This is a genomic window from Martelella sp. AMO21009 (assembly GCF_053484295.1).
Window position 1 is genome coordinate 185829 of record NZ_JBAKFR010000004.1, and the last position, 15530, is coordinate 201358.

A 15530-nucleotide genomic window follows, 5' to 3' on the forward strand; every position below is an offset into this window, starting at 1 on the left:
ACGCCGGCCCCTGCCAATCACAATCATTCTGAATAAATGCTGGATGTGACATGCACGCGATGAAACTGTCGGCGGCGATCCTTGCGCTCCTGCTGCCTCTTGGCGGCTGCAAGCTGGTGCCGACCGACAAGCCCGATGCCGAGCAGGCCGAGACGCAGACGGATGAGGCCCGGATGGCGGCCTATGCCGACGAGAACTGGTCGGACAAGGTATTGCCGGTCATCGCGGAACACACCGTCGATTACGCGACCCTGCAACAGGCGCTCGCCGCAGGCGTCGATTCCGCAGGCGCTGAATATGGCCTCAGGCCCGAGGGCGAGGCCAATCCCTGGAATTTCGTGGTCAGCGGCGAAGGCACCGTGACCGAGGCCAAGCTCGACAGCCGGGCAGCCAAGATGCAGCTCGACATGACCGGCGACGGCGAGCCCGATGTCACGCTGCAGATCGGCCCGATCATCCGCGGAACGGCGCTGCGCGATGCGATGCCGTTCATCACCTTCACCGATTTCCGCGACCAGATCGAATTCGCCAAGCTCGCCCGCGCCATGAACGAAAAGGCCCATGCCGGACTCGATATCCCCGAGGGTGATGTCGTCGGCAAGACGGTCGCCTTCACCGGCGTGTTCACCCTGCGCGGCGCGGACGAGGAGCCGGAAATCGTGCCCACTGTCATCGAGGTCGAGCCATGACCGAGCAGCATCCGGTCGGCCTGAAAATCATCGGCGGCACCAAGGTCTATCCGGGCACGGTGGCGCTGAAATCGGTCGATTTCGAACTGCGCATGGGCGCGGTCAACGTGCTGGTCGGCGAAAACGGCGCCGGCAAGTCGACGATGATGAAGGTAATCGCCGGCGTCGAGCAGCTCACCGAAGGTCGGATCGAGATGGATGGCGAGGAGGTCCGGTTCAACTCGACCGACGATGCCGAACGCCACGGCATCGGCATGATCTTCCAGGAACTCAACCTGTTCCCCAATCTCACCGTCGCCGAAAACATCTTCATGGCGCATGAGAAGACCCGTTACGGCTTCGATATCGACGCCGAGAGCCAGCGTGCGGAAACCCGCAGGCTGATGAAGCGGCTGGAACACAATATCGATCCCGACACGCTGGTCGGCGATCTCAAGGTCGGCCAGCAGCAGATCGTCGAGATCGCCAAGTCGCTCGCCCGCAAGGCGAAAATTCTGATCCTCGACGAGCCGACCTCGGCGCTTTCGGCAACCGAGGTCGAGATCCTATTCAAGGTGATCGGCGAACTGAAGGCCGAGGGCGTTGGCCTCGTTTATATTTCCCACCGCATGGATGAGCTGATCCGGGTCGGCGACTATATCACCGTGCTGCGCGATGGCGCAATCACCGGCGCTCGCTCGATGGAAGGCGTCGACGTGCCCTGGATCGTGCGGAGCATGATCGGCGAAAGCTCCAAGGATTTCGCCAAGGAGATCGAACATCCCTATGGCGACGAGGCGCTTCGGGTCGAGGATATCCGCCTGCCGGATTCCGGCGGCGGCTTCGTGGTCGACGGCGTGTCCTTCAGCCTACGCCAGGGTGAAATTCTCGGCATTTACGGGTTGATGGGCGCCGGCCGCACCGAGCTTCTGGAAACCATCATCGGCCGGCATCACCTGGCCGACGGCGAGGTCTGGGTCAACGGCAGGAAGATGGGCAAGCCCAGCGTCTCGGACCGCATCGCCCACGGGCTGGCGCTGATCCCGGAAGACCGCAAGCATGACGGGCTGGTGCAGATCCTGTCTATCCGCGAAAACATGACGTTGAGCTCGCTCGGCGCCGTCACGCGCGGCTTTCACATGAACCTCAAGGCCGAAAAAGCCCGCGTGGCGGAATTCGTCAAGCGCATGGTGATCAAGATCGCCTCGCCGGAAAATCCGGTCTCGTCGCTTTCAGGCGGCAACCAGCAGAAGGTGGTGATCTCCAAGGCGCTGATGACCGGCCCCAAGGTGCTTCTGATGGACGAGCCTTCGCGCGGCATCGATATCGGCGCCAAGGCCGAAGTGTTCCGCGTCATGCGCCAGCTCGCAGCCGAAGGCCTCGGCATCGTCTTCGTCACCTCGGATCTGGAGGAGGTGCTGAGCCTTTCCGACCGGATCATCGTGATGTCGAACGGCAAGATCACCGGAACATTCAATCGCGACGAGGCGACCGACACCAAGCTCGTCCAGGCATCGGCCGCGGGCCACAACCCGGATGCGCCCGCCGATCAGTTGAACAGGAAAACCGCATAATGACTGGCATGACCGCAAACGGCGTCGGCCAGGGACAGAGCAGCGCATTGCTGATGCTGATGAAGGCCAGAACCTTCATCGCGCTTATCCTTGTCTTCGTTTTCTTCTCGATCTTCGCGCCGAACTTCCTGTCGACCGCGAATTTCGTGATCATGTCGAAACATGTGGCGCTCAACGCATTTCTTGCTATCGGCATGACCTTCGTCATCATTTCCGGCGGCATCGACCTATCCGTTGGCTCGATCGTCGGGCTTTGCGGCATGGTCGCCGGCTATCTGCTTTTGAACGGCATCGATCTCGGCATCGGCTGGACGGTGCAGTTCAACACGCTGGAAATCTGCCTGATCGTCGCTCTTGTCGGCATCGCCATCGGCGCGCTGAACGGGTTTTTGATAACAAAGCTCAATGTCGCGCCGTTCATCGCCACGCTCGGCACGCTCTATATCGCGCGCGGCGCGGCGATGCTGTCGAGCGACGGCGAGACCTTTCCGAACCTCACCGGCAGCGTCGAATACGGTTCGGCAAGCTATCGCTTCATCGGCTCCGGTTCCGTCCTCGGCATTCCGGTCTCGATCTGGATGCTGATCGCCGTAGGCCTTCTCGCCGCCTATATCGCCAAGCGCACGCCGCTCGGCCGGTTCATCTATGCCGTCGGCGGCAATGAGCGGGCAGCCGGGCTTTCGGGCGTGAAGGTCACCCATGTCAAATATTTCGTCTACATGTTCTCCGGCTTCTGCGCGGCGCTTGTCGGCATCATTATTTCCTCCCAGCTTGTTGCGGCCCATCCGGCAACCGGCGATACTTTCGAATTGAACGCGATCGCCGCTGCCGTTCTCGGCGGAACCTCGATGTCCGGCGGGCGCGGCAGGATCGGCGGCACGATCATCGGCGCCTTCGTCATCGGCGTGCTTTCCGACGGGCTGGTGATGATGGGCGTTTCCGCCTTCTGGCAGACCGTGATCAAGGGCGTCGTCATCATCGCCGCCGTGGTCATCGATCAGGCCCAGCAGAGGGTTCAGGCACGGGTCGCGCTGCAGGCGCAGGCTGCTGTCGGCAAGTAAAAGAGGTTGTCATGAAGGGCGCTCTCATCGGCTGTGGCTTCTTTGCCCGCAATCAGCTCCACGCCTGGCGCGATATCGACGGCGTCGAGATCGTGGCGATCTGCGACCGCGATGCCGGGCGGCTTGCCGAGGCGGGCGATCAGTTCGGAATCGAACGGCGTTACAGCGATGCGAACCAGATGTTTGCCGATGGCGGTTTTGATTTCGTCGATATCGCCACCACCGCGCCCTCGCACCGCCCGCTGGTGGAGGCGGCGGCGAAGGCCGGCGTCCACATCATCTGCCAGAAGCCGTTCGCCGAGAATATGGCTGATGCCCGCGCCATGGTCGCTGCCGCCGATAACGCCGGCAAGGTGCTGATGGTGCACGAAAACTTCCGCTGGCAATCGGCAGTACGCGCGGCAATCGAGGCATTGCGATCCGGCGCGATCGGCACGCCCTTCTTCGGCCGGGTTTCCTTCCGCTCCGGCTACGACGTCTATGCCGGTCAGCCCTATCTTGCAGAGGGCAAGCGCTTCATCATCGAGGATCTCGGCATCCATATTCTCGATATCGCCCGGGCGCTGTTCGGCGAGGTTTCGGCGATCACGGCCAGCACAAAACGGGTCAATCCGAAGATCAGGGGCGAGGATGTCGCCACCATGCTGCTTGTCCATCAGGGTGGAGTTACCAGCGTGGTTGACTGCTCCTATGCCACCAGACGCGAGCCGGAAACCTTTCCGCAAACGCTGCTGGAAATCGACGGAACGGAGGGCACGCTGCGGCTCGATGCGGGCTATCGCCTCACCATTCAGGCCGGCGGCGGCAACGAGACCCGCGATGTCGCTCCGCCGGTGCTTCCCTGGGCGGAACGGCCCTGGCACAACATTCAGGAAAGCGTGGCGATCATCCAGCAGCATTTCGTCGAATGCATCGGCGAGGCTCGCGTGCCCGAAACCTCCGGCGCCGACAATCTCAACACTTTCGCGCTGGTCGAGGCCGCCTATCTTTCAGCGGCCGAGGGCCGGACCGTCAGGCTGGAGGAATTGTGAGCGATCCCGTTTCCCTTTACGGCACCAGCCAGCAACCGGCGCCGCTTGAGCGCCTGAGCCATGGCGACGTGGCGGTGACGCTGCAGGATGGCGCGCTCCGCCACCTTGCCGTTCGCAGAACCGAGATCATCCGCTCGGTCGCCTTCCTGGCGCGCGATCGCGACTGGGGCACGATCGTGCCGGAGATCGGCGCGATCAGCCGCGAGCAGGATGATGCGCTTCGTCTCGCAATCCCGATGGTGTTCCGCTCGGGCGATGCCCGGCTCGACGTCACCGTCCGCATCACGCTTGCCGCCGACAGGCTGAGGGTTGAAGCCGAAGGCCGCGCCATCGGGAATTTCGAAACCAATCGCGCCGGTTTTACCGTCCTGCACCCGATCAAGGGCGTTGCCGGGGCACCGGCCCGCGTTACCCATGCCGATGGCAGCGTCGAGGACGGGGCCTTTCCGGCGCTAATCGAACCGTGGCAGCCCTTCATGGACATCGCCGGGCTGGAACACCGCGCCAATGGTTTTGCGGTGCGGACCGCCTTTGCCGGCGATGTCTTCGAGATGGAGGATCAGCGGCAATGGGGCGATGCCTCGTACAAGACCTATAATCGCCCGCTGGCGCTGCCATGGCCCTATGAGATCGCCGATGGCGAAACCCTGTCGCAATCCGTCGAGATCACGTGGAAGGCGGATGCCGCTGCCGTTGCGCCGGCTCCCGCCCCCGACCTCCGGACCGCTCGTTTCCCCGAGACGGCGCTGGTGCTGACGGCGAGCGATGCGCTGCGGCTGGCCGCCAATCGCGCGGATTTCGATATCGTCAGCCCGCAGCGCCTGCTCTGCCATGTCGATGCCGCGGCAGAGCCGGCCGGCCCGCAGATGGCGGCCTTTGCCGCGCTTCAGGCGGCGCTGCCGGAGCCTGCCTATGATCTGGAACTGATCTGTCGTTTCGCCGACGGCGAAAGTCCGGCAGACGAATTGGCGGCCCATGCGGCCGTCGTGGCCGCATCGGGGCTGGTCCCGGCATCGGTTTTCGTATGTCCCTCGGTCGATCGACAGTCGACCCCGCCTGGCTCGAAATGGCCGCCCTGTCCGCCGCTGGACGAGATCCATGCGGCCGCTGCCGAAGCCTTTCCCGACACCCCGCGCGGCGGCGGCATGGCGAGCTTCTTTCCCGAGCTGAACCGCAAGCGACCGCCGCTGCATCACCTCGATTTCGTCACCCACGGCCTGTGCCCGATCGTGCATGCCGCGGACGATATCTCGGTGATGGAGACGCTGGAGACGATCCCGCATATCGCCCACTCGGCCCGCGCGATCATCGGCGAGTGCGCCTATCGCATCGGCCCGGCGACAATCGCCATGCGGCAGAACCCCTATGGCGCGCGCACCATTCCCAATCCGGATCGGGGCCGGGTCTGCATGGCCGATTTCGACCCGCGCCATTTCGCCGCCTTCGGCGCGGCCTATGCGCTGGGGCTCGCGATCGCGCTGGCGCCCTTCGATGTCGCGGTCTGGACGCCGGCGGCGCTTTACGGCCCGCGCGGGCTCTTATGCGAGGATGGCACGCCCTCGCCGCTTGCATGGGTGCTGGAAGCGCTTGCCGGATGCGCAGGGAAGAAGGTGATCGCCGCGACGATCAAGGGCGGCCTGGCGCGGCTCGCCCTTGAAGACGGTCATGAGTTTACGGCCAACCTCACCGATCGGATGCTTGACGGATTGCAGCCTTTCGACTGGCGCTGACGCAATTTCGGTCACGGCTACCGCGGAGCCGGGTATAAGGACAAAGGTGACCGTGACGGGACTCAACTAATTGCGGCGGAAGAACTATCTTTCTAAAAGGGCGGCAGCGACAACACCGGAGAGCAGGGCGTGATGAACAGGGCACAGGCAGGCGACAGGATCGTTCGCCGCAAGCTATCAGACCAGGTGCTGGAACGAATGCACGACATGATCCGCAGCGGCGAGTTGAAGCCCGGCGACTACATGCCGTCCGAACGCGCCCTGATGGAGCGCTTCGGCGTGGGACGGCCCGCAGTGCGCGAGGCGCTGCAATCGCTGCACAACAGCGGCCTGATCACCATCAATCACGGCGAGCGCTCGCGGGTGAAGGAGATCAACCCCGCGACGATCCTGACCCAGTCCGACGAGCTTGCCCGGCTGGTGCTGAGTGCCGCGCCCGCCAATCTCGACCACCTCAAACATGCCCGCCAGATGTTCGAACTCGGCATGGTGCGGGTGGCGGCCGAAAAGGCGACAGACGCCGATGTCGCCGAGCTTCGCGACCTCGTGGCGCTGCAGCGCAGTCAGCTTGGGGACGCAACCGCCTTCATCGGCACGGACATGAAGTTCCACCGCAAGATCGCCTCGCTCACCGATAACCCGATCATCGTCTCAGTCTCGGATGCCATGCTCGGCTGGCTGTTCGAATATCATGTCAGCCTGCTGCACCGCTCCGGCGGCGAGGAGCTGACGCTGGCCGAACACGACAAGATCGTTGACCACATCGCCGATCACGACGTGGACGGCGCTATCGAGGAAATGCGCCATCACCTTGAGCGCACCCGCGACGTGTTTCAGATGAAGAGTTGATCAGCGCGGCCAGGAAAAGTGGATTCCGGTTTTCCGTCCGGGCGCGCGCTAAAACTAATTACCGCGGACCGCCGCCCTCGCGGATCCAGCCGAAAAAGTCCTCCGAGCCCATCTGTCCGCCCTTCAGCGCGATCTGGAGCCCATCGTGACGGCCTTCGCTGTGGCCGAGGCAAAGGGCAGCACCCGGAATGGTGGGCGCGAGCGCCGTCAGCGCCTCGATGCAGAGCGCGCGCATGCCGTGGCCGGAGGTATCGCCGCCGGAAATGACCGCGCGGCGCAGACCGGATTTCACCAGCACCTGGTCGAGAATCCGGCCGAGCGCCTTGCCGATCCGGGCATTGGCGGCTTCGAAATCGAGCGACGATGCCGAAAGCGCGGCGAGGAAGGCGGCAACGCGCGGATCGTCGGGGCCCTGGGCGGATGTCACCAGAACGCTGGCGCCGGTTTCGAGCGCGCCGAGGGCGGCTGCCGTGGCGCGCGCGATCTCCGATTCGATGCCGGCTTCATCGCCGACCACGCTTGCGGCATCGAAACCGATGATTTCAAACCCGTTCTCCGCCGACCACGCGATCTGCCGCGCGGTGCTCGGCGAGACCGAGCCGGAGATCGAGGCGATCTGCTCGACGGGACCGGCGCTTTTTACCGGCGGCGGCGGGGCGATCTCGCCGGTGTCCTGCCAGTGGCGGACAAGCGCGTATTCCAGCCCCTGGGAGCCGACGGCAAGCCGGAGCCGGTCGCGATTTTCCCAGATCAGCCGGCCAACGGCCAGTTCGCTGACGGGTTCCATGTCATCGAGCGAGATGACCTTCGCGCCGGCCACAATCGCCGCATCGAGCGCGGTGGAGGCGTTGTCCGACCACAGCGCCTCGAGATCGATCAGTGCGGAGGGAAGGTCGGTCTGGCGGGCGAGGTGGCGCAACAGGTCGGCCTCGTCCATCGGCGTGACCGGATGGCGGGCCATGACGGGATGGCGGTCGAGGCGGAAGACGCCCTCGAATATTCCGGCATAGAGATGGCCGAAGGACTGGTAGCGGCGCATCTGCGGGGCCGCTGTTACCAGCGGCACGGCCTGCGATTCGCGGATTTCCAGCGCGATCTCGATGGCGCGGCCGATATTGCCGGCGGCCGGCGAGGAATCGAAGGTCGAGCAGATCTTGTAATGCAGGATCTCCGCGCCGGTGGCATCGAGCCAGGTAAGCGGCCCCGGCAGATTGGCCGCCATCCATTCCGGCCCGTGGCTGCGGGCGGTGGAGGCGATGCCCAGCGCATCGGCTCCGGCAAAACGCTTCGCGAGTGCCGGGCTCGGCACATCGGAAAACAGGACCGCGCTCAACCCGGCGAAGGCCAGCACCTCCATAACGGCGGCCGAACCGGTGAAATCATCCCCAAACCAGGCCAGTCTGGGCCTCGCGCTGTCTGTCATGCGGTCATGCGCTCCTGCTTGCAAAATTTGGCTCAATCATCGATTGACATTATCACCTACATATTATCTGATCATACCAGATAAACAAGACATGACTCCATGGGAGGTAAACTGAAAAATGACGAAAGTCGCATTGTTCGGCGCTGGCGGTAAAATGGGCGTCCGCCTGTCACGCAATCTGGCGAAAACCGATTTCGAGGTGCGCCATATTGAGGTCAGCGAAGCGGGCAAGGCGCGGCTGAAATCGGAAGTGGGCATTGATGCCGTGGATGCGGCGATCGGGCTCAAGGGAGCCGATGTCGTCATCCTCGCGGTGCCGGATACGGCCATCGGCAAGGTGGCGGCGGGGTTCGTCAAGGATCTGGCGCCGGGCACCATGGTGGTGATTCTCGACGCGGCAGCCCCCTTCGCCGGCCACCTGCCGGAGCGCGACGACATCACCTATTTCGTCTCGCATCCCTGTCATCCGCCGATCTTCAACAACGAGGCGACCGAAGCCGGCCGCAACGACCATTTCGGCGGCGTTGCCGCCGAGCAGGGCGTGGTCAACGCGCTGATGCAGGGCCCGGAAGAACATTATGCGCTAGGCGATGCCATCGCAAAGGCGATCTACGCGCCGGTGGCCCGCACCTATCGCGTGACCGTCGAACAGATGGCGCTGCTGGAGCCCGGCCTTTCGGAAACCGTATGCGCCTCGCTGCTGGTCGTCATGCGCGAGGCCATGGACGAGGTGGTCGCCCGGGGCGTCAGCTATGACTGCGCGCGCGACTTCCTGCTCGGCCACATGAATATTCTCGGCGCCGTGATCTTCGACGAGGTCAAGGGCGGCCAGTTCTCCGACGCCTGCAACAAGGCCATCGAATTCGGCAAGCCGGCGCTGATGCGCGACGACTGGAAAAAGGTTTTCGAGCCCGACGAGATCGCCGCCAGCATCCAGCGCATCACCTGATCGGGTAAGCGTTGCGTCGCCTTGCCCGTGTCAGGGCAACGCGGCGCTCAGAGCGCAACTTCGCCCGCGCCGAAGGGAGCCTCGATGGCCAAGCACTTTGCCTCGGAAATGGCGGAACGCGTCGTCTCCGACGCGCTGCAGATCTTCGGCGGCTACGGCTATGTCGAGGACTATCCCGTCGAGAAGATCTACCGCGACGTGCGGGTGTGCCAGATTTACGCAGGCACCAGCGACATCCAGAAAATTGTAATCGGCCGGGCCCTGACAGCCTGACCGTTCAACCGGACGGGCAAGACCGCGCAGCGCGAGACGGCGGCGCGCGGTCTTCAAACTCAGAGCGCTTCGAGCACGGTCACGTTGGCGATGCCGCCGCCCTCGCACATGGTCTGGAGACCGTATCGCTTGCCGCGCCTGCGCAAGCCATGGATCAGCGTCGTCATGAGCTTCGTGCCGGTCGCGCCCAGCGGATGGCCGAGCGCGATCGCGCCGCCATTGACATTGACCTTATCGGGGTCCGCGCCGGTATGCTTGAGCCAAGCGAGCGGAATGGAGGCGAAGGCCTCGTTCACCTCGAACATGTCGATGTCGCCGATCCGCATTCCGGCCTTCCTCAAGGCTAAATCCGTGGCCCGCAACGGCTCTTCCAGCATGATGATCGGATCGCCCGCCGTCACGCAAAGCGTGTGGATGCGGGCAAGCGGCGTGAGGTCGTGCGCCTTCAGCGCCCGCTCCGAGACCACCATGACGCCTGAAGCCCCGTCGCACATCTGGCTCGCCGTGGCGGCGGTGATCAGGTTCTTGTCGGTGAGCGGCCGGACGCCCGCAATGCCCTCGAGCGTCACATCGAAACGAATGCCCTCGTCGGTGTCATGGGCAACGGCATTGCCGTTCTCGTCGACCCCGTCCAGCGGGATGATTTCGTCGGCGAAGGCGCCCGCGCGCGTCGCGGCGATTGCTCGCTGGTGGCTCTGCAGCGCGAAGGCGTCCATCGCGTCCTTGGTCAGGCCGTGTTTTTCCGCCACCATCTCGGCGCCGATGAATTGCGAAATGTCGCGCGTGCCGTAGCGGGCGACCACCGCGTCGGCATAGGGGCCGATCCCCAGCCCGGCATCGCGATAGAGCGTGACGGGCGAGCCCATGGGAACCCGCGTCATGCTCTCGACGCCCGCGGCGATCACGATATCCTGGGTGCCGGACATCACCGCCTGCGCTGCGAACTGCACCGCCTGCTGGGACGAACCGCATTGCCGGTCGATGGTTACCGCGGGGATACTGTCGGGCAGCGCGGAGGCAAGGATTGCATTGCGGCCAACCTGGGTGGACTGTTCGCCGCCCTGGCTGACGCAGCCCATGATCACATCCTCGATCAGCGCCGGGTCGATCCCGGTCTGCGATACGAGGTCCTCCAGCACGACGGCGGCAAGACGCGCCGGATGCCATTCCCGAAGCCGCCCCTTGCGGCGACCGCCGGCGGGGCGCCGCGCGGCGACGATATAGGCTTCAGCCATGTCCTTCCTCCTCAGTTTTTCAGGGGTTTGCCGGTCTTGAGCATGTGCTCCATCCGGGCTGCGGTGGTTTCGGTTGCGCCAAGGGCGAGCAGAGCGGCGCGCTCCTCGGCCATCATGGCGGCCTCGTCGATCGTGTCGGCGGTTTCGCCGCAGACCACGCCGGCAAGCGCGCGCGCAATCGCGATATCGGCCTCGCTCGCCGTCCCCTCAAGCTCCGCGATCAGCTGATCGCCGGCCGCGGGACCAGGGCGGGCGATGCGGGCGCGCTCGGGCGGCGCGTATCCGGCTTCGGCGAGAGCGATCGCTCGCGCCTTCGCGGCATCGAGCAGCAGGCTGCGGGCCATGACGTGCCGGTCGCCGGGGCGCAGGATGGCCATGGCGCGCGCCTCCTCCGCCGAGGTCGAGGGCCGAGCCGCATGGATGGCGGCAAAGGTCCTGCGCGCCGCGCCATCGGCATCCAGTCCCAGCATCTGGTTGCGCAGGGCAAGCTGGGTGCAGCCGCCCCAGGCCGGGATCAGGCCGACATTCACCTCGGGCAAGCCGGCGATCAGTTCGGCATGGGCGACGATCGCATCGGCATGCAGGGCGAACTCGCAGCCGCCGCCCAGCGCATAGCCATGCATTGCCGCCACTACGGGCAGGTTCTCGTATTTCAGCGCGAGATAGAGCTCCTGGCCGCGCCGGATATAACGCTCCAGCGCCGCAAAATCGCCGGTGCGCGTCATGCCGAGGATGAAGGTCAGGTCGGCGCCGACCGAGAAGGCGCGCGGATCGTCATTGCCGATGACCAGCGCACGGAAGCGGCCCGGCGCAGCCTCAAGCGCCTGCTCCAGCGCGTCGAAGACGGTCGGATGCAGGGCATTCATCTTGGTGTGCGCCTCGAAACAGCCGACGCCCTCGCCCATGTCCCACAGGCTCGCCCCTTCGGTGGCGAGAACCGGAGCGGCCGATTTCGCCTCCGAAAGGCCCGGACGCGCCACCACTGGCGCGGCAACGCGGCCGCCGGCAACCGACAGCGCAAGGCCGTCACGATAGAACCCGCCTTCCGCGCGCGCCCGCGCGACAAGCGCCGGCGTTTCGCCAAGGACCGCCTGCACGATGTCGGCGGCCCGCGCAGCGCCCGCCCGGTCGGCAAGCGCAAAGGGCCCCTGCCGCCAGCCATAGCCGAGCGCCATGGCGGTATCGATCGCCTCGACATCGCCGGCGATCTCGGCGCCGTTTTCTGCGGCATAGCAAAGCACGTTGGCAAACACCACACGCGCGTAATCGCCGAGCCTGCCTTCCGCCGAAAGCATCGCGCCGGCATCGCGCCCGCCAGCCGGCAGGGAAGCGGGGGCTACAGGCTGAAGCGGGCGATAGTCGCGGGTGACGAGGTCGAGCGCTTCCAGTCCCGCATCGCCCTTACGGTAGAAGCCGGCGCCCGCCTTGCGACCGAAACGCCCGGCGGCGATCATTGCGGTCATGGTTTCATCGGCGGGCAGGTTGAAGCGATGCAGGCGGTCCGAAGGCGGCAATGCCGAAAGCAGGCTTGCCCATACCTGCGGCACGAGATCGATGCCGATGAGATCGAACAGGCCGAAAACGCCGGTGCGCGGTACGCCGAAGGTTCCGTGAACGGCATCAGCCTCCTCGACCGTCAGTCCCATCCGCACCGCCTCGATCGCGGCGGCGGCCATCCAGAAACAGCCGATCCGGTTGGCGATGAAGCCTGGCGTGTCGCGGCAGTCGACGACGGTCTTGCCGAGCACCGCTTCGGCCGCGGCGCGCGCCCGCGCGGTGATGGCGGGATCGGTCTGAGACGTCGTCACGAGCTCGAACAATTGCATCACGCGCGGCGGATTGAAGAAATGGGTGATAACGAAATCGCGAACGAAGCTTTCCGGCAATCCACCGACCAATTCCGAATGCGGAATGGTCGAAGTGTTCGACGATACGATGCATCCCGGCCGGCGCACCTGCTCTATTCCGCGGTAGAGCGCCCGCTTCAGCTCCAGCCGCTCGACAATCGCCTCGACGATCCAGTCGCAGTTCGCCAGGCGATCGAGATGATCCTCGACATTGCCCGCTCGCACGAGCGCGGGCCCGCTCTCGCCCATGAAGCCGCGCGCCTTGATCTGCCGTGCGATCCCAGCCTCGGCCGGCCCGTTGCGGTTCTCCTCGCCCGCGATGTCGAGCAGTTCGACGGGAATGCCCGCATTGGCGAATTGCGCCGCGATGCCTGCGCCCATGCTTCCCGCGCCGATGACGGCCGCCCGGCTGATGCCGGTCTCGGCTGCAAAAAGCGCGACGGGGTGATCCTGTGTGTCCAAAGTCATATCAGCCTGCCGTAAAGTCCGGTTTGCGTTTATTGAAGAAAGCCTCCAGCGCCTCGTCGAAAGCGGGTTCCGCCGCCGAGGCGGCAAAGGCCTCGCGTTCGGCATCGAGGTGAGAGGCATAGTCGACACGCGGCCTGCGGATTAGTTCCTTGATCCGCGCCATCGCGCCTGCGGGACCGGCCGCGAGCCGCGCGGCCAGTTGATCCGTCTCCGCCGCCAGCGCCTCATCGGCGACGACGCGGTTCACGAGCCCCAGCCGCAGAGCCTCGTTTGCGTCGATGGCGGGCGACAGCAGCATCAGTTCCAGTGCCTTGCGCGGCCCCACCAGTTGCGGCAGGGCCCAGGTGATGCCGCAGTCACCGGGACCGGCGACCCGCACATAGGCCGTGGAGAAGGAGGCGGACTGCCCCGCCAGGCACAAGTCGGCGGCAAGCGCGACGCTCATCCCCGCCCCAGCCGCAACGCCGTTGACAGCGGCGATCGAGATCGCCCGGCATTCAAAGAGGGCTGCCAGCCCCTCATGAATCGGGGCAATCAGTTCATGGGCAAAGCCGCCGCGGTCCTGGGCCCGGCGAAAGCTCGCGAGGTCGCCCCCGGCCATGAAGGCGCGGCCAGCCCCGCAAAGCACGATGACCCGCAGACCGGGCTCTGCCGCAAGCGCGCGGACGCCGTCGCGAAACGCGACCGCCGTCGCCACATCCACCACGTTCATGGCCTCGGGACGGTTGAAGGTGATGCGTCCGATCCCATCCGCGAAGGTGATCTCGACCGGCGCGCCGCTCATGCCGCGTCCTCCAGGAACGGATCGCGCGCCGCCCCGCGCATCGCCGCGCGATATTCGGCGACCAGCGCGTCGGCAAGTTCGGCGGCGGATCGCACATCATGGATGGCGCCGACGCCCTGGCCGGCCGACCAGACGTTCTTCCAGGCCCGCGCCTCGTTGCTCATGTCGAGTTCCTGATGGTCGGGAAGATTGTCCGGATCGAGCCCGGCGGCAACGATGGAAGGCCTGAGGAAGTTCGCGTGGACCCCGGAAATGTTCCTGGTGTAGAGCACGTCGGCGGCGCTTGAAGAGACCATCATCTGCTTTTGCGCATCGCTGACCAGAGCTTCGTTCGTGGCCATGAAGCGTGTGCCCATATAGGCGAAATCCGCCCCCATCACCCGCGCGGCGGCGACATCGCGGCCGTTGCTGATCGCGCCGCCAAGCGCGACGATGCCATCGAAGAACGACCGGATCTCGCCCACCAGCGCGAACGGGCTCATAAGCCCGGCATGCCCGCCGGCGCCGGCGGCGACCGCGACGATCCCGTCCACCCCGGCCTCCACCGCCTTTTCGGCGTGGCGGGTGCGGATCACATCATGCAGGATGATCCCGCCATAGGAATGGACAGCATCGACCACATCCGGCACGGCGCCGAGCGAGGTGATGACCAGCGGCACCTTGTGCTTCACCACGACTTCGAGGTCGGCCGCAAGGCGGGGATTGGTCTTGTGCACGATCAGGTTGACGCCATAGACCGCCGCACGCCCGGCGGCGGCGCGGCGCTCCTCAATCATGGTGAGCCAGTCGGAAAACCCCTCGACTGTCCTCTGGTTCAGCGCCGGAAACGTGCCGATGAGCCCCTTGCCGCAACAGGCCGAGACGAGGTCCGGGCCCGACGTCAGGAACATCGGCGAAACGATGACGGGCGCACGCAGCCCCGTCGCAATCTTGTCGGGAACAGGCAGTTTCATATCCTCCTCAGGCTTCAAGACCGGCCAGCAGCGTTGCCACCACGCCATCCACCACGTCCCTGGCGGGCATGGCGCCCTGCGGATCGTACCAGCGGCCGATCCAGTTCAGCGCTCCTGTGATGGTAAAGGTGATCATCCGCGCGTCCGTGCCCTTGATCGACCCGTCGTCGATCCCCTCCTGCACCAGAGAGCGCATGGTCAGATCGATCTCGCGCTTGAGCGCGCGGAACGTGGCGCGGCTTTCATCGGACAGTTCGAAATCGCCGGTCCGCGTGATGATCCGGCCGAAATCCTGGGTCATGATCATGCCGTAGCGCCGCATCACCTGCGCCAGCCGCCACAGGCCGGGCCCGCGCTCTCCGGACGCCTCGACGGCGGCCTCGCTGAGAGCCTCAAGCCCCCGGCGCACGCAGGCGAACAGGACCTCGTCCTTGTTCCTGAAATAGTGATAGATCGTCGGCTTGGTGACGTTGAGCTCCGCCGCGACGTCATCCATCGATGTGGCCACGAACCCGCGCGCGTTGAAATGGCGCACGGCGGTTTCAAGCACGGCCTCACGCTTGCGCTTCTGAATGCTCGCCCGGTCCTTCAGGCTCCCCCAGGGGGACGGGTTTGGTCGATCCTGCGCGCTCATGGGTCCTCCAACCTTGCATTGAACCCATGGTTACTCTTGAGTAGAGTTATC

Annotated in this window: 13 protein-coding genes and 1 pseudogene; 8 read left to right on the forward strand and 6 right to left on the reverse strand. The window is 65.1% G+C overall.

The genetic code is table 11. The features are described 5' to 3' along the window. Positions 1-50 precede the first annotated feature (50 nt). The 6 genes from V6766_RS07080 to nanR all read left to right on the forward strand — a co-directional run bounded on the left by V6766_RS07080 (position 51) and on the right by nanR (position 6913). Positions 51-689 (forward strand): DUF2291 family protein, encoded by a 639-nt coding sequence (locus tag V6766_RS07080; RefSeq protein ID WP_448464911.1) that lies wholly within the window; start codon positions 51-53, stop codon positions 687-689. Continuing rightward, positions 686-2242 carry a sugar ABC transporter ATP-binding protein gene (locus V6766_RS07085; RefSeq protein ID WP_448464913.1) on the forward strand — a complete coding sequence of 519 codons (1557 nt, stop codon included), beginning with the start codon at positions 686-688 and terminating at the stop codon, positions 2240-2242. Before V6766_RS07080 ends, V6766_RS07085 begins: the two co-directional genes overlap by 4 nt. Next, a complete protein-coding gene (locus V6766_RS07090; protein ID WP_448464915.1) occupies positions 2242-3303 on the forward strand; it encodes an ABC transporter permease in 1062 nt (353 codons plus the stop codon). The genes V6766_RS07085 and V6766_RS07090 overlap by 1 nt, the downstream gene beginning before the upstream one ends. 11 nt (positions 3304-3314) lie before the next feature. Then, positions 3315-4334, forward strand: coding sequence for a Gfo/Idh/MocA family protein (locus tag V6766_RS07095; protein WP_448464917.1), 1020 nt, complete (start codon positions 3315-3317; stop codon positions 4332-4334). Beyond that, complete coding sequence (locus tag V6766_RS07100) at positions 4331-6064, forward strand: hypothetical protein (RefSeq protein ID WP_448464919.1); 1734 nt, start codon at positions 4331-4333, stop codon at positions 6062-6064. Before V6766_RS07095 ends, V6766_RS07100 begins: the two co-directional genes overlap by 4 nt. Positions 6065-6196: 132 nt before the next feature. Further along, positions 6197-6913: a transcriptional regulator NanR gene (gene nanR, locus V6766_RS07105; protein ID WP_448464921.1), complete on the forward strand. Its 717-nt coding sequence runs from the start codon at positions 6197-6199 to the stop codon at positions 6911-6913. Between the two features lie 58 nt (positions 6914-6971). Here nanR and V6766_RS07110 read toward each other — a convergent pair whose 3' ends face one another. After that, the gene (locus tag V6766_RS07110) at positions 6972-8336 is read right to left on the reverse strand and encodes a four-carbon acid sugar kinase family protein (RefSeq protein ID WP_448464923.1); all 1365 of its coding nucleotides are present in this window, start codon (positions 8334-8336) and stop codon (positions 6972-6974) included. 118 nt (positions 8337-8454) lie between these two features. Here V6766_RS07110 and V6766_RS07115 point away from each other — a divergent pair, with 118 nt between their 5' ends. Both V6766_RS07115 and V6766_RS07120 read left to right on the forward strand, forming a co-directional pair. After that, positions 8455-9285, forward strand: a complete 831-nt coding sequence (locus tag V6766_RS07115; RefSeq protein WP_448464925.1) for a phosphogluconate dehydrogenase C-terminal domain-containing protein — start codon at positions 8455-8457, stop codon at positions 9283-9285. A gap of 63 nt (positions 9286-9348) precedes the next feature. Continuing rightward, a pseudogene (locus V6766_RS07120) lies at positions 9349-9558 on the forward strand (acyl-CoA dehydrogenase family protein); the annotation flags it as partial. A gap of 59 nt (positions 9559-9617) precedes the next feature. On the opposite strand, the gene V6766_RS07125 reads toward V6766_RS07120, so the two are convergent. The 5 genes from V6766_RS07125 to V6766_RS07145 are packed head-to-tail and all read right to left on the reverse strand — an operon-like array spanning position 9618 to position 15479. Beyond that, positions 9618-10793 carry an acetyl-CoA C-acetyltransferase gene (locus V6766_RS07125; protein WP_448464927.1) on the reverse strand — a complete coding sequence of 392 codons (1176 nt, stop codon included), beginning with the start codon at positions 10791-10793 and terminating at the stop codon, positions 9618-9620. Positions 10794-10804: 11 nt separating this feature from the next. Further along, the gene (locus tag V6766_RS07130) at positions 10805-13108 is read right to left on the reverse strand and encodes a 3-hydroxyacyl-CoA dehydrogenase/enoyl-CoA hydratase family protein (protein WP_448464929.1); all 2304 of its coding nucleotides are present in this window, start codon (positions 13106-13108) and stop codon (positions 10805-10807) included. Between the two features lies 1 nt (position 13109). Then, a complete protein-coding gene (locus V6766_RS07135) occupies positions 13110-13892 on the reverse strand; it encodes an enoyl-CoA hydratase-related protein (protein WP_448464931.1) in 783 nt (260 codons plus the stop codon). Then, positions 13889-14845, reverse strand: coding sequence for an NAD(P)H-dependent flavin oxidoreductase (locus V6766_RS07140; protein ID WP_448464933.1), 957 nt, complete (start codon positions 14843-14845; stop codon positions 13889-13891). The genes V6766_RS07135 and V6766_RS07140 overlap by 4 nt, the downstream gene beginning before the upstream one ends. A 7-nt stretch (positions 14846-14852) precedes the next feature. Then, positions 14853-15479 (reverse strand): TetR/AcrR family transcriptional regulator, encoded by a 627-nt coding sequence (locus tag V6766_RS07145; RefSeq protein ID WP_448464935.1) that lies wholly within the window; start codon positions 15477-15479, stop codon positions 14853-14855. Positions 15480-15530 lie beyond the last annotated feature (51 nt).

Excerpts from the sequence above, each read along its gene's own strand:
- V6766_RS07125 (WP_448464927.1), bottom strand. The coding sequence starts at position 10,793 with ATGGCTGAAGCCTATATCGTCGCCGCGCGGCGCCCCGCCGGCGGTCGC.
- V6766_RS07130 (WP_448464929.1), bottom strand. The coding sequence starts at position 13,108 with ATGACTTTGGACACACAGGATCACCCCGTCGCGCTTTTTGCAGCCGAG.
- V6766_RS07145 (WP_448464935.1), bottom strand. The coding sequence starts at position 15,479 with ATGAGCGCGCAGGATCGACCAAACCCGTCCCCCTGGGGGAGCCTGAAG.
- V6766_RS07115 (WP_448464925.1), top strand. The coding sequence starts at position 8,455 with ATGACGAAAGTCGCATTGTTCGGCGCTGGCGGTAAAATGGGCGTCCGC.
- V6766_RS07080 (WP_448464911.1), top strand. The coding sequence starts at position 51 with ATGCACGCGATGAAACTGTCGGCGGCGATCCTTGCGCTCCTGCTGCCT.
- V6766_RS07085 (WP_448464913.1), top strand. The coding sequence starts at position 686 with ATGACCGAGCAGCATCCGGTCGGCCTGAAAATCATCGGCGGCACCAAG.
- V6766_RS07140 (WP_448464933.1), bottom strand. The coding sequence starts at position 14,845 with ATGAAACTGCCTGTTCCCGACAAGATTGCGACGGGGCTGCGTGCGCCC.
- V6766_RS07095 (WP_448464917.1), top strand. The coding sequence starts at position 3,315 with ATGAAGGGCGCTCTCATCGGCTGTGGCTTCTTTGCCCGCAATCAGCTC.
- nanR (WP_448464921.1), top strand. The coding sequence starts at position 6,197 with ATGAACAGGGCACAGGCAGGCGACAGGATCGTTCGCCGCAAGCTATCA.
- V6766_RS07135 (WP_448464931.1), bottom strand. The coding sequence starts at position 13,892 with ATGAGCGGCGCGCCGGTCGAGATCACCTTCGCGGATGGGATCGGACGC.
- V6766_RS07090 (WP_448464915.1), top strand. The coding sequence starts at position 2,242 with ATGACTGGCATGACCGCAAACGGCGTCGGCCAGGGACAGAGCAGCGCA.
- V6766_RS07110 (WP_448464923.1), bottom strand. The coding sequence starts at position 8,336 with ATGACAGACAGCGCGAGGCCCAGACTGGCCTGGTTTGGGGATGATTTC.